We start from the raw sequence: 13,018 nt of genomic DNA on the forward strand, positions 1-13,018 counted from the left end.
CTTACTTGACGAGTTCGCGGCCGACGATCATGCGCATGACCTCGTTGGTGCCTTCGAGGATGCGATGGACGCGCAAGTCGCGCCAGAAGCGCTCGATCGGATAGTCCTTGAGATAGCCATAGCCGCCGAAGACCTGCAGTGCGCGGTCCACCACCGAGGAGCCGGTGTCGGTCGCGATCAGCTTGGCCATGGCGGAGAAGCGCGTCTTGTCGGGCGCTCCCGCCGTCACCTTGGCGGCGGCGAGGTAGAGCAGCGCGCGGGCGGCCTCCAGTTCGGCGGCCATGTCGGCGAGGCGGAACTGGGTGTTCTGGAACTCGGCGATCGGCTGGTCGAACTGCTTGCGGTCCTTGGCATACTGCACCGCCTCGTCGAGGCAGCGCTGCGCTCCGCCGAGCGAGCAGGCGCCGATGTTGAGGCGGCCGCCGTCCAGGCCCGCCATCGCGAACTTGAAGCCGTCACCCTCGGCGCCGACGCGGTTCTCGGCCGGGATGCGCGCGTCTTCGAAGACGACCTGCGCGGTGGGCGAGCTGTTCCACCCCAGCTTCTTCTCCGGCGCACCGAAGCTGACGCCGGGGGTGTCCTTGTCGACCACGAAGCACGAGATGCCGCGCGACTTGTGCTCGCCGGTGCGGGCCATGACGACGTAGACGTCGTTGACGCCGGCGCCCGAAATGAACTGCTTGGTGCCGTTGAGGACGTAGTGGTCGCCATCCAGCCGCGCCGTCGTCTTGAGCGCCGCCGCGTCCGATCCCGAGCCCGGTTCGGTCAGGCAGTAGGACGCGATCTTCTCCATCGACACGAGATCGGGCAGGTAGCGGTCCTTGAGCTGCTGGTCGCCGAATTTGTCGATCATCCACGCGCCCATGTTGTGGATCGAGATATAGGCGCTGGTCGCCGGGCAGCCGTAGGACATGGCCTCCATGATGAGCGCCGCGTCAAGGCGGCCAAGACCGATGCCGCCGCTTTCCTCGGACACGTAGATCGCGCCGAAGCCCAGTTCGCCCGCGGCCTTCCAGACGTCGACGGGATAGTGATGCTTCTCGTCCCACTCCGCCGCGAAGGGGGTGATCCGGTCGGCGGTGAACCGCTGCGCCGTTTCCTGGATCGCGAGCTGGTCTTCGGTGAGGCCAAACTGTTCGGTCATCTCTATCCCTGTTTCGTCATGGGCGCTGTCATCCGCAGCGGGTGTATGTAAGCGGTCCCGGCATCGCGTCCTTGCCGTAGTCCCGCCGGATCATCGTCTTGCCATCGTCCTGCACGTCGAGGACGACGTCGTTGGTCCAGCTCTGGCCTTCGCCGGTGTAGTCGAAGGTGCCCCGGATGCGGCTTTCGCCGGCTTCCTTGATCTCGCCCAGCTTGGCCACCGACTCGTAGAACTTGAGCTGGTCGGCCGAGACTTCGAGCAGGCCCTTCGCATCACCCTTGGTGCTGGTGCAGTCCGCAGGGACGAGGCCCCAGCGGCCGCGGATCGTCTCGGGGATTTCCGATGCGCTCGCCCCCTTATCTGCACCGAGGCCGCCAGCATCGAGCCCCGCTTCGCTCGCCTCGACCGGGGCGGGCGATTCCTGGAACACTTCCTCGGTCTCGGTCGGCGCCGCCGTGGTGGCGGTGGCGTCAGGCTGCTTCGAGCAGGCACCCAGCGCCAGCGCGGCGGTCAGGGCAAGAAAGGGAAGCGTGCGGGTCATCGGTCATCTCCATGCGCGGCACCGGATAAAGGTGCTGGAACGCTCCACCCTCTACCCGGTTGCCGCACGAAGATCAGCCCACCAGTGCGATGATATCCTTGCCGAACAGCGCTTCGTCCGACGGGATCACCTTGTGCTGCGCCAGCGGCTTCGACACCCAGGTCTCGTTGATGAGATCGCGCCACGTCACGTTGTTGTTGGTGCCGTTGCCGCCCCACGAACCGCAGCCCAGCGAGAAGGTCTGGCGCATGCCGTTCCACACGTTGCCCGAGTTCGAGGCCGACTGCGGCTGGTTCACCATCACGCGGCTGGTCTTGGTGCCTTCGGCCAGCTTCATGATGTTGGCGTCGCTCTGCGAATAGATGCCGCAGGAGTGGCCCTGGCCCTGATAGCCCTGGATGGCGTTGGTCAGGCGGATCGCCTCGTCGATGTCCTTGGCGCGGTAGAGCGCCATGGTGACGGTCATCTTCTCGCCCGAGAACTTGTAGTCCGGGCCGTAGCCGGTTTCGGGCACGATGAAGAAGGCGGTGCCTTCAGGGATCGCGAAGCCGGCATAGTCGGCGATGAACTGCGCGGACTGGGCGACGACCTTGGCGTTGATGTGCTCGCCGTCTTCCCAGATCGCGTTCTGCAGCTTGGTCTTGTTCTCACCCTCGATGATGAAGCCGCCCTTGGCCTTCAGCTTTTCGAGCATGGTGTCGTAGATCGCGTCGAGCAGGATCACCGCATTGTCCGACGAGCACGAAGCGGCATAGTCCAGCGTCTTCGACAGCAGGATCTTGGCGGCGGCGTCATCGAGGTCGGCGGTGTCGTCGACGGTGATGACCGCGTTGCCCACGCCGACGCCCAGCGCCGGGGTGCCCGAGGAGTAGGCCGCCTTCACCATCGGCGTGCCGCCGGTGGCGAGGATGCGGTCGCACTGCTTCATGACTTCGTTGGTCTTTTCGACCGAGGGCTGCTCGATCGGGATCACGAGGTCGGCGGGCGCACCCATCTTGACCAGTGCATCGCGCATCAGGTTGCAGATCTTGGCGTTGATGAACTTGGCGCGCGGGTGCGGGCAGATGATGATCGAGTTGCGGCCCTTGACCGCGCTGATCGCCTTGATGACCGGGGTGGCCTCGGGGTTGGTCGAGGGCGAGAGCGCACCGATCACGCCGACGGGCTTCGCCAGCTTGACGATGTTGCGCTCGGGGATCTCGTCGATAATGCCGACCGACTTGTCGTCGATGATGTCGTAAAGGGTGGCGCGGGTCTTGACCGAGATCTTCTTGAACTTGCCCTCGTAGTTGCCGAGCTGGGTTTCCTCGACGGTCTCGCGGGCGATTTCCTCGTCCATGCCGGGCTTGCACACGGCGTAGACCATGCCGCGGATCCAGGTATCGACCTGCTCCTGCGTGGCGTTCTCGATCTGCGCCTGCGCGGCGCGCGAACGGGCGACCAGTTCGGCGACTTCGGCGGCGACGGGGGTTTCGGCGATCAGTTCGGCAGTAGCCATGTGCATCTTCCCTTAGATTTCTGCGCGCAGGTGCCCAGCAGACCCTGCGTTTACGCTGGCATCCGGATCACCCCTCGTTCCCCGAGTTAGGCGATCCGACACACCTTGCTCACCTGCACCTTTGGCGAGGCCTGCGCAAGTTTAATTAACCGAGCGATTAAATCGTAAGGTTGCAAAAACATCATCTTGATGCGCAGATCACGCAATGATCGATGGCCGGAGGATTTGCCCGAGAATAGTCGTCGCCCCTTGCCCGGCACAGGGGTTCCGGGCAGTAGAGGGCCGCAATATCGCGGAGGCGCTCCAGACCGGAGATGCCCGCCCGATTTCGACACAACCAAGATAGCCGGGTGGGCGGGGGTCGCCGCCGGGGCAATGGAAAAGGTGACAGGCGCGTGAGTGAGACGATCGATCCGGCAGAATTCCGCAAGGTGCTCGGCAGCTATCCCACCGGTGTCTGCGTCATCACCGCGCTGGACGAGGGCAAGCCCGCCGGCATGGTCGTCGGCAGCTTCACTTCGGTCTCGCTCGACCCGCCGCTGGTCGGCTTCTTCCCCGACAAGTCGTCGACTTCGTGGCCGCTGATCGAGAAGGCTGGCCACTTCTGCGTCAACGTCATGGCCAGCGACCAGGGGCCGGTCTGCAAGGCCGTCAGCGCCAAGGGTGACGCCAAGTTCGTCGGTGTGGAATATGCGGTTTCCGAGCACAACCTGCCAGTCATCGCCGACTCGATCGCCGCGATCGAGTGCAAGCTCTACTCGGTGACCGAAGCGGGCGATCACTGGTTCGTGCTCGGCCAGATCCTGCGTATGGAGACCGTGCGCGAGGACGAACCGATGCTGTTCCACCGCGGCCGCTACGGCAGCTTCGCGGAGAAGATGTAAGGGTTTTCGTCGTCCTGGCCTCGCTCCGGGACGACGTATCGCTTCGGCGGTTTGACTTTCCCGACCTACATGCTGTTCACATGTTCAGCATTACGATCCGGGAGAGTATTTCACATGACACGTTCGCTTGACGGCAAGGTCGCCGTGGTCACCGGCGCGGGTTCGGGCATCGGCCGGGGCATCGCGCTGCGGCTGGCCGAAGACAGGGCGGCCATCGCCGTGTGGGACCTCAACCCCGAAGGCGCCGCCGAGACCGTGTGCCAGATCGAGGCAGCGGGCGGCAAGGCTCTCGCCATCACCGTCGACTGCTCCGACAAGGCCGCGATCAAGGCTGCCGCCGACGAGACACGCGGCAAGTTCGGCGCCATCACCATCCTCGTGAACAACGCCGGTATCGCGCCCTTTACGCCGTTCATGGACGTGGAGGACGAAGAGTTCGACAAAGTCATCCGCGTGAACCTCAAGGGCCCTTGGCTGGTCACAAAGGAAATCGTGCCGGACATGCTGGCCGCGAACTGGGGGCGGATCATCAACATCACCTCCTCGTCCACGCAGTCGGGCTCCTTCGCGCAAAGCCATTACGTCGCCTCGAAGGGCGGCCTGCTCGGCCTCACCAAGGCGCTGGCGATGGAACTGGGCAAGACCGGCATCACCGCCAACATGATTCCGCCCGGCTCGATCGACACCCCAATGCTTCGCGGCGCACCGATCGACGCGGATGCCTACGGCGCCTCGCTGCCGGTCGGGCGGCTGGGGCAAGTGGCGGACATCGCCGCAGCGGCGGCGTTCCTGGCCTCCGAGGAAGCCAGCTACATGACCGGGCAGACGATCAGCACCAACGGCGGCCGATACATGGGCTCGGCCTGAGGGGGCTTGCTACGGCATCCCCGCGCGCTAGCGTGCCGGGATGCCGATTCCGTTTCGCATAGCCGTAGATGGCGCCGTACTTTCAGGAGAGCGACGCGAGGGTCCAGGCCCGCCTCTGGTGCTGGCCCACGGCTTCGGCGGATCGCGGCGCGACTGGGACCAGCTGGTTGCCGGGCTTGCCCCCGACCGCCCTTTGATCACCTACGACCAGCGCGGCTTTGGTGCCTCCGAAGCAGAAGGCGGTCCCTACTCCCACGCCGACGACCTGCTCGCCCTGATCGACGCACTTGATATCGCCGAGGCCGATCTTTGCGGCATGTCGCTGGGCGGGGCGACCGCCCTCAACTTCGCGCTCGATCACCCGAGGCGGATAAGGCGGCTGGTGCTGGTGAGCCCGCTGATGGTCGGCTGGACATGGACGAGCGAGTGGATCGAACGCTGGAAGACCATCGGCCGCGCCGCGCGCGCTGGCGATATGCAGCGGGCGAGAGACCTGTGGTGGAGCCATCCGCTGTTCGATGCGCTACGTGACACCTCTGCCGCAGCCGTCATGCGCGCATCGATCGAGGCATTCCACGGTCGCCAGTGGGTTCTCGACGAACAGCACCCTGCCCTCCCCGACAGCGAGCGACTGGGCGAGCTTTCCATCCCAACCCTGCTGCTGACCGGTGCGCGCGACACCGCCGACTTCCGCATGATCGGCGATGCGATCGCCGCCATGGGCCAGGACGTCACCCGCATCGACCACGAAGGCGCTGGCCACATGCTGAACCTCGAAATCCCGGAAGTCATTGCAAGGGAGATCGAGCGGTTCCTCATTTGACGAATGAAACTGCGGCAATCGCATCGCCCATGCGATCGGAGACGCCATCGCGTTGCCGCCCTTGCTGGGAATGGACACTCTTCTCGCGCGAATTGTGATCGACCGGAGCCAAACTGGCCGGCGGCGCACAAGGGCGGAGAGGAGAGCAAAAGACATGAAGCTGGGCTTCGCGATGCCACACATGCTGCGGCTCAAGGCGACGATGCAGCCATGGGAAACCGAAGTGACCGGCGCCGACCAGACCCGCCTTGCGAAATGGGCGGAAAAGCTGGGCTTCGAGATGATCGCGGTGCCCGAGCACCACATCATCCCGCGGAAGCACATCGAGCTTTCGGGCCCGTTCTACTTCAACGCCTACACCGCGATGGCCTATATCGCCGGAGCGACCGAGCGGGTGCGGGTCAATTCGTGCATCGCGATTCTGCCCGCCCAGAATCCGATTGTCACGGCCAAGGCGCTGTCGACGATGGACTGGCTTTCCAGCGGCCGGGTGACGATCACCTTCGCGGTCGGCTGGCTGGAGGAGGAGTTTGCACTGCTGGGCGTTCCATTCCACGAACGCGGTGCCATGGCGGAAGAGTACATCCAGGCGATCATCGTCCTGTGGACTCAGGAAAATCCTGAATTCGAAGGAAAATATGTTTCCTTCCGAGATGTCGCTTTTGAACCCAAGCCCGTGCAGAAACCCCATCTTCCCGTGTGGTTCGGCGGCGACGCCGATGCGGTCCTCAAGCGCGTCTCCCGCTACGCGCAGGGCTGGTGGCCGTTCCTGACCAAGCCCGAGGACATTCCTGCGCGCATCGACTTCATCCGATCGCGGCCCGACTACAATGGCCAGTTGGCGGACGTCTACTACGGCATGTCCACCAGCCGTGTCGGCGAGGGTCATGCGGTGATCGATGATCCCACGGCCCGCCCCGGACAGACCAAGCAAGAGATCATCGATCGGCTCGGATGGCTGAAATCCCTTGGTATTACATGGAGTTCCGTACCCATTCCGGCCCTCCCCGCGATCGCGGCCTACTACGACTACACCCAGTGGATCGCCGAGGAGATCATGCCCGCCATCCGCTGAGCGAACGTCGCCGCGATGCCTGACGGGGCATGCTTGACCTCAGGCACACAGCGGCACTTAACGGCACACAACGGCACAAAGGCCGGGGAGAGATGATCATGAGCCCACCAAGGCCAAGGCCCAAGCTGGATCAGGAGAACACTGCGTTCTGGACCGGCGGCGCCGAGGGCGAACTGCGGATCGTACACTGCGGCGACTGCGGGCAGTACACCCATCCTCCGCGCGTCCTGTGCCGTCACTGCCAGTCGGAGAACATCGCTGCCAGCGCCGTGGCGGGCACCGGCGTGATCGATACCTTCACGATCAACCACCAGCCCTGGGCCAAGGATCTGCCCGTCCCCTACGTCATCGCCCGCGTCGCGCTCGACGGGGTGCCGGGAGTCTCACCTCACCACCAACATCGTCAACTGCCCGGTCGATGCCGTGGCGTTCGGCGACCCCGTGCGCGTCCTGTTCGAGGAACAGGACGGCATATTCTATCCCCTCTTCGAGCGAGCGATCTGATGGCACGCGAAGCCTACATCACCGGCGTCGGCCAGTCCGAGGTCGGCGTTCGCCTGACGCGCCATCCGCTGCTGCTGACGCTCGACGCCGCGAAGGAGGCGATCGCCGAGGCGGGCCTCACCTTCGGGCAGATCGACGGCGTGTTCTCCTTCCCCGGCAAGGTCAACGGCTACCTCGCTTTCTCGCCTGTCGGCACCGACGAGGTGATCGAGGCGCTGGGCATCAAGTCGAAGTGGCAGATGGGCGGCATGGAGCAGCCCGCGCAGCTTTCCGCCATCGGCATGGCGGCCTGGGCGGTGAAGCAGGGCATCTGCCGCCACGTCCTGTGCTTTCGCACCGTCTACGAGGCGGGCGGCATGGCCGACCCCGCCACCTATATGCCGCCGCGACCAGACACCGTCTCGGGAGCCTCGCAGTGGACCAGCCCGTTCTGGGCGACGTCGGCCGCCTGCTGGACCGCGCAATACGCCGCGCGCCACGTCCACAAGTATGGCCTGACGCGCGAGCAACTCGGCCAGATCGCCATCAACGGTTCGAAGAACGCCATGCTCAACCCGCGCGCGCGCGCGATCACCAAGGCGGAACTGACACTCGACACCTACATGTCGGCACGGATGATCTCGACCCCGCTGTGCCTCTACGACTGCGACCGCTTCTCCGACGCCTCCACGGTGGTGATCGTCTCGGCGGGCGACGCCCTCGACGAGATCAAGTGCGAGCCGATCCGCATCGCCGCGATGTCAGGCTCGGTGGACCGCTATTCGTGGGACCAGGTCGAGTGGCCTGCCGCTTACGATGCGGGCCGCGACCTGTGGCAGCATACCGACTACACCATCGACGATGTCGACACCGTGCAGTTCTACGACGGCTTCGCGTACCTGCCGATTACCTGGCTGGAGGGCCTGGGCTTTTGCGAGAAGGGCGAAGGCGGCCGCTTCATCGAAGGCGGCACGCGTATCGCGCGAAACGGCGAACTGCCGCTCAACACGGCGGGCGGCCAGTTGGGCGCCGGGCGTCTGCATGGCTTCGGTTTCGCGCACGAAGCTGTGACGCAGCTGCGGGGCAATGCGGGCGAACGGCAAATCCCGGGCGACCCGAAGGTGGCAGTGGCTACGTCCGGCGGTGGACCGCTGGCGGCAGCGCTGCTGCTGGCAAAGGACTGAACGGCTCCGGCCTCGCGGGCTCTCCTCCTGCGGGGCCGGGGATGGCATTTCCATTTTTCGTGGACACGCTTCTTCATTGCGAGCGTAGCGAAGCAATCCAGAGCGGCTCAAAACTGCCCTGGATTGCTTCGCTACGCTCGCAATGACGATTGAAGTTACAATGCGACGTCACACTACCGTCGACGGCAGCGTCTTCGCACCCGGCCGCTTCACCGATTTGGCGCGCTTGAGGCCGATCAGCGGGCGCAGCGGGCCGACTTCCCGCCCGACGAGGTAGAACAGCCAGGAACCGCCCGCCACCGTCGCGCACAGCACCAGGAATTCCGGCAGTGCCGTCAGCCCCTTGTCGCGCAGCCAGTAGCTGACGAGCACCATGACGGTCTGGTGCGCGATGAACACCGGGAACACCGCCTCCGCCAGAGTGCCCCGCCAGCGCGCGTCGCGGTTCCAGAAGCGGTCGGCGATCCCGAACAGGGCGATCACCGTGCCCCAGCACTGCACCGACTTGGCGAAATCCAGCGGTTCCATCCACGCGCGCGGCGTCCGCACGTTGCCGGGGAAGTACCACGCTTCCAGCGCCACGAAGGCGTAACCGGCCAGCCCGACGACCAGCGCGGCCTTCCACTTCCGGGCGATCGCCTGCCGCAAGGTCTCGGACCCGCGCAGGAGGTAGCCGAACAGGAACATGCCGCCATAATGGAGATGCGCGCAGAAGTCGGTCAGCACGCTGTGGGTGTCGGTCCAGCCATCACCCGGCGCGCGCACGGCGTAGACGGCAAGGCACCCGAACGGCAGCAGCCACGGCCCGGAAAGGACCTTCTCCGCCCCACGCGCCAGTCCCGCGCGCCAGTGTGCAGGAAGCACCATCAGCGCCGCGCAGAGCACCACCGTGTAGGCGAGCAGGTAGATCACGAACCACAAGTGCATGATCGCCGGCAGGTTCTCGTGAATGACCCGGCGGAAGCTGAAGGCATCATGGAACAGGAAGTAGCCGTAGCCATGCGTGTAACCGCTGTTGAGCAGTCCCATGTATGGCTGCGGCGGCACGATCACCGTCAGGCCAAACAGCAGCGGTATGCCGAGCCGCAGCAACCGGCTCTTGAGGAAGGCCCCGGCGTCCCGCTCCTTCGCGAACAGCGCCGCGCTGGCATATCCCGAAATCGCGAAGAGCAGCGCCAGCCGCCAGGCGCTCAGTCCCAGCAGCGGGATTTCGGCCCACCACACCACCCCGCGCGAGGGCGTCTGGTAGCCCCAGGGCGTGAATGAAAATCCGACGTGGTAGAAGATCAGCATCACGAAAGCGCCCACGCGCAGCCAATCCATTCCGTAGTGGCGCTGGCTGGGGGCGGGGTTCATCGCAATCCGTCAAGTCTTCGGCCCGCCACGCGGGTCAGGGGTGCCCGCATGCAGCGGCGTATAATTGTCGGGGGCTCATTAGGCGCGTTGTCACCGCTCTGCAATCGCGCGCTTGTAACAGAGGGTATCCGGGATGCCGCCGCGCATTTCGTCGGTTCCGGAGGCAACTGTGGTTGGTACGCCGTGCCGAAACGCCGAACATCGCAGGCATGACGTCCCCCGAAACGACCGTAGCCACCCGGCCGACCCGCAGGCGCCCCGCCAGTTCGATCGAACGCGCCGCTATCGAACCGTGCGTGACAGAACGGGCCGGGATGGAACGAGCTGCCTACGTTCCCGACTTTCGCGGGCCATTACGCTCGCCGGAATGCGCCGATCCGGTGCCTGCGAACCATGCCCTCGTGCTGCTTGTGCATGACGGAAGCGAGCACGCCATCCGGGACGCCGTGCAGGATGCGATGGCAAAAGCCATGGCAAACGCCGTGGAGGCCGGGACGCATCTGTTCGCCCCACATGTTCTGGGCGCGAATGCCATGAAGCCTGACGGGATCCCCGCAGCTTTCGCACGGCTACTGGCAAGGCACCGGCCCGCGGGCGTGGTGTTGATGCCTCCCCTTTCCGCACGCGAGGATCTGGCCGACTTGTGCCTCCGCGCACAGGCGCGCTGTCTTCGGGTCGGCGCCCAGCCCGGCCTGTCCTGCGACGAGCGCGGCGGCGCAGCACTTGTCGTGCGCCGCCTCGTGACGCTCGGCCATACGCGGATCGGTCTCGTCGCCGGCCCGGAAAGCTCGGCCGGAGCCCGGCAGCGGGAGCTCGGCTATCTTGACGCCATGGCCGAACTCGGGCTCGATCGTGGCCCCGCTCTGATCGTACCGGGCGACAACAGTTTCGAATCCGGCATCGCGGCCGGACGGCTGCTCTTGGAAATAAGCCCTCGCCCCACCGCCATCCTCGCCTGCAACGACGAGATGGCCGCCGGCGTCCTCCACGCCGCGGCGCAGGACGATGTGCCGGTTCCCCAAGCACTGTCCGTTGTCGGGTTTGACGATACCTCCCTCGCCCACCGCCTCCTCCCGCCGCTCGCCTCGGTCCACGTGCCGTGGAACCGCATCGGCGAAGAGGCCGCGAAGTGGATACTGGCAGAAAGTTCCGCCTCGCTCGAACCTTTCGAACCGCACCTGATGGAGCGTGCTTCGCTCGGCCCAATCGGATGAAATTCCCGACTTTGCCCCAACGGGCAAAGCGCTCGAATGAATGGCAGTTCCGTTAGGCAACATTTTACCATAAGAGATTAAACCATTGTGGATCCATTTGGCGGATGGATGGCGCAAGGGGGCCAATCTTGTATCTGCAGACTGACCGGCATCGCACCGCCATTCGCCCGTTGACCGACGGTCGCCTCGTGTCTCAGGCCGCTGCGCTGGTCGGCCTGAGCGCATGGAGCTGTGACCTTGCGACCGAACAGCTCGAATGGACCGAAGGCGTGTTCGACATCTTCGGCCTGAGCCACGACATGCACTTCGAACGCCGCGACACCGTCGCCCTCTATCACGAGGAATCGCGCGAGATCATGCTCCGCCTGCGCGCGCAGGCGATCGAGGCGTGCTCCGGCTTCTCGATGGAGGCGCAGATAGTCCAGCCGGGCGGCGAGACGCGCTGGTTGCGGCTGGCCGCCAATACGCGAGTGGAGAACGGCCGCGCGGTGCAGCTTTACGGCATGAAGCAGGACATCACGCAGGAGCGCCTGCAATGGGAACAGCTCCGCCGCCTTGCCGAGAACGACCCGCTCACCGGGCTCGGCAACCGCGCGCGGTTCCAGTCGGAGTTCCTCGACCTTCCCGCCGGATCGGAGCGACTCGCGCGCATCGGTGCGCTGGCGATGTTCGACCTCAACGACTTCAAGGGCATCAACGACCGCTGGGGCCACGCCGCCGGAGACGCCTGCATCGCCCGCTTCGGCGAGCGGCTGGCCACCGCCTTCCCCGGCGCCCGCCTGATCGCCCGCATCGGCGGAGACGAATTCGCGGCGCTGCTGCCCGCCACGATGCCCGCCGCAACGCTGGAAAGCGCCGTGCGCCGCCGCATCAACCGCCTCGTCACCCGGGTCGAGTGGCAGGGCACGCTGATCCCGATCGGAGTCAGTGCCGGTCTGGCCTTCATCGGCGGGTCGCCGGAGGCCACCTTCGCAGCCGCCGACGCCGCCCTCTATGCCGCCAAGCGTAGCGGCCGCAACGTGCTGCGGGTGGCGGCCTAAGCCCCTCCGGCTCCACCCATGTCGTGCGGGTAACGCGGGGTGAGAGATACTTCGTTGCCGTCCAGCCGCCGTCCACGACGATCGACTGGCCGTTTATCATCTCGCTCCCCGGCAGGCACAGGAACGCGATGACCGAGGCAATGTCCTCCGGCTGCGCCAGGCGCGGATAGGGCGTGGTCTCGACGTTGGCGCGCTTGAAGCCCTCATCCTCGAAACGGTGGCGCACCATGTCGGTCATCGTCACGCCCGGCGCCACGCAGTTGGAACGGATGCCGCGCGGGCCGTATTCGCAGGCCATGTGCTCTGTCATCGACTTGAGGCCGCCCTTGGCGGCCGAATAGGCGCCGCCGCGCCGTCCGCCGATATGCGCGAACGTGCTGGTCACGTTGACCACGCTGGCGCCCTCCCCCAGATGCGGGATGACGTCGCGGCAGAGCCGGAACGGGGCGACGAGCATGATGTCGAGGAAGTCGTCGAGCGTCTCGTCGTCCGTCTCGTCGAGCGGCTTGGGGCTGCCGACGCCCGCGTTGTTCACCAGCGCGTCGATGCGGCCGAAGCGGGCCAGCGCCTGCGCGACGACGGCTCCGGGCGCAGCCGGGTCGGTCAGGTCGGCGCTGATGGCAAGGACGTGGTCGGGATTGCCGATCGCCGCCTCGAGCGCCGCCAGCTTGTCCTTAGAGCGGCCGACACCGACGATCGCGAAGCCCACGCCGTGCAGGATCTTCGCGGTTTCGAGGCCGATGCCGCTGCCCGCACCCGTGATGATCGCTACCTTCACTTCGACTTCCTCCACCGTTGCAAGGCCGTGTTAGCCGCCGCTCCGGCAGGCGTCGAACCGCCCGGGCGGTATTGCCTGAGCCCGCCTTGCCCCGCTGACGCACGGGGGTAGTCAGAAGGCTCAGACAACGA

12 protein-coding genes are annotated in these 13,018 nt (G+C 65.6%); 7 read left to right on the plus strand and 5 right to left on the minus strand.

Features of this window, described 5'->3' with window-relative positions; all coding sequences use genetic code 11:
- Position 1: 1 nt before the first annotated feature.
- From KZO24_RS09245 to KZO24_RS09255, 3 genes are all read right to left on the minus strand, one after another.
- A complete protein-coding gene (locus KZO24_RS09245) occupies positions 2 to 1,144 on the minus strand; it encodes an acyl-CoA dehydrogenase family protein (protein ID WP_271181673.1) in 1,143 nt (380 codons plus the stop codon).
- Positions 1,145 to 1,172: 28 nt separating this feature from the next.
- Complete coding sequence (locus KZO24_RS09250) at positions 1,173 to 1,685, minus strand: hypothetical protein (protein ID WP_271181674.1); 513 nt, start codon at positions 1,683 to 1,685, stop codon at positions 1,173 to 1,175.
- A 73-nt stretch (positions 1,686 to 1,758) separates the two neighbouring features.
- Positions 1,759 to 3,183 carry an aldehyde dehydrogenase family protein gene (locus KZO24_RS09255; protein WP_271181675.1) on the minus strand — a complete coding sequence of 475 codons (1,425 nt, stop codon included), beginning with the start codon at positions 3,181 to 3,183 and terminating at the stop codon, positions 1,759 to 1,761.
- Between the two features lie 395 nt (positions 3,184 to 3,578).
- Here KZO24_RS09255 and KZO24_RS09260 point away from each other — a divergent pair, with 395 nt between their 5' ends.
- The 5 genes from KZO24_RS09260 (at position 3,579) to KZO24_RS09280 (ending at position 8,499) form a co-directional block, all read left to right on the plus strand.
- Positions 3,579 to 4,067 (plus strand): flavin reductase family protein, encoded by a 489-nt coding sequence (locus tag KZO24_RS09260; protein ID WP_271181676.1) that lies wholly within the window; start codon positions 3,579 to 3,581, stop codon positions 4,065 to 4,067.
- A gap of 114 nt (positions 4,068 to 4,181) precedes the next feature.
- The gene (locus KZO24_RS09265; protein WP_271181677.1) at positions 4,182 to 4,934 is read left to right on the plus strand and encodes an SDR family NAD(P)-dependent oxidoreductase; all 753 of its coding nucleotides are present in this window, start codon (positions 4,182 to 4,184) and stop codon (positions 4,932 to 4,934) included.
- A 118-nt stretch (positions 4,935 to 5,052) separates the two neighbouring features.
- The gene (locus tag KZO24_RS09270) at positions 5,053 to 5,757 is read left to right on the plus strand and encodes an alpha/beta fold hydrolase (RefSeq protein WP_271181678.1); all 705 of its coding nucleotides are present in this window, start codon (positions 5,053 to 5,055) and stop codon (positions 5,755 to 5,757) included.
- Between the two features lie 154 nt (positions 5,758 to 5,911).
- Positions 5,912 to 6,832 carry a TIGR03619 family F420-dependent LLM class oxidoreductase gene (locus tag KZO24_RS09275; RefSeq protein ID WP_370425286.1) on the plus strand — a complete coding sequence of 307 codons (921 nt, stop codon included), beginning with the start codon at positions 5,912 to 5,914 and terminating at the stop codon, positions 6,830 to 6,832.
- 98 nt (positions 6,833 to 6,930) lie between these two features.
- Positions 6,931 to 8,499, plus strand: a complete 1,569-nt coding sequence (locus tag KZO24_RS09280) for a thiolase C-terminal domain-containing protein (protein ID WP_486486091.1) — start codon at positions 6,931 to 6,933, stop codon at positions 8,497 to 8,499.
- A 168-nt stretch (positions 8,500 to 8,667) separates the two neighbouring features.
- Here KZO24_RS09280 and KZO24_RS09285 read toward each other — a convergent pair whose 3' ends face one another.
- The gene (locus KZO24_RS09285; protein WP_271181681.1) at positions 8,668 to 9,855 is read right to left on the minus strand and encodes an acyltransferase family protein; all 1,188 of its coding nucleotides are present in this window, start codon (positions 9,853 to 9,855) and stop codon (positions 8,668 to 8,670) included.
- Positions 9,856 to 10,028: 173 nt separating this feature from the next.
- Between KZO24_RS09285 and KZO24_RS09290 the strand changes: the two genes are divergently transcribed.
- The gene (locus KZO24_RS09290; RefSeq protein ID WP_271181682.1) at positions 10,029 to 11,069 is read left to right on the plus strand and encodes a substrate-binding domain-containing protein; all 1,041 of its coding nucleotides are present in this window, start codon (positions 10,029 to 10,031) and stop codon (positions 11,067 to 11,069) included.
- Between the two features lie 128 nt (positions 11,070 to 11,197).
- A complete protein-coding gene (locus KZO24_RS09295) occupies positions 11,198 to 12,109 on the plus strand; it encodes a GGDEF domain-containing protein (protein WP_271181683.1) in 912 nt (303 codons plus the stop codon).
- Here the strand turns inward: KZO24_RS09295 and KZO24_RS09300 are convergent.
- A complete protein-coding gene (locus tag KZO24_RS09300; protein WP_486486092.1) occupies positions 12,012 to 12,887 on the minus strand; it encodes an SDR family NAD(P)-dependent oxidoreductase in 876 nt (291 codons plus the stop codon). The two genes, KZO24_RS09295 and KZO24_RS09300, sit on opposite strands and share 98 nt — an antisense overlap.
- Between the last annotated feature and the right edge of the window lie 131 nt (positions 12,888 to 13,018).

The sequence above is a fragment of the Novosphingobium sp. NFX11 genome, from assembly GCF_057376415.1.

Coding starts and splice junctions, on each gene's coding strand:
- KZO24_RS09245 (WP_271181673.1), bottom strand. CDS start 1,144: ATGACCGAACAGTTTGGCCTCACCGAAGACCAGCTCGCGATCCAGGAA.
- KZO24_RS09250 (WP_271181674.1), bottom strand. CDS start 1,685: ATGACCCGCACGCTTCCCTTTCTTGCCCTGACCGCCGCGCTGGCGCTG.
- KZO24_RS09255 (WP_271181675.1), bottom strand. CDS start 3,183: ATGGCTACTGCCGAACTGATCGCCGAAACCCCCGTCGCCGCCGAAGTC.
- KZO24_RS09265 (WP_271181677.1), top strand. CDS start 4,182: ATGACACGTTCGCTTGACGGCAAGGTCGCCGTGGTCACCGGCGCGGGT.
- KZO24_RS09275 (WP_370425286.1), top strand. CDS start 5,912: ATGAAGCTGGGCTTCGCGATGCCACACATGCTGCGGCTCAAGGCGACG.
- KZO24_RS09280 (WP_486486091.1), top strand. CDS start 6,931: ATGAGCCCACCAAGGCCAAGGCCCAAGCTGGATCAGGAGAACACTGCG.
- KZO24_RS09285 (WP_271181681.1), bottom strand. CDS start 9,855: ATGAACCCCGCCCCCAGCCAGCGCCACTACGGAATGGATTGGCTGCGC.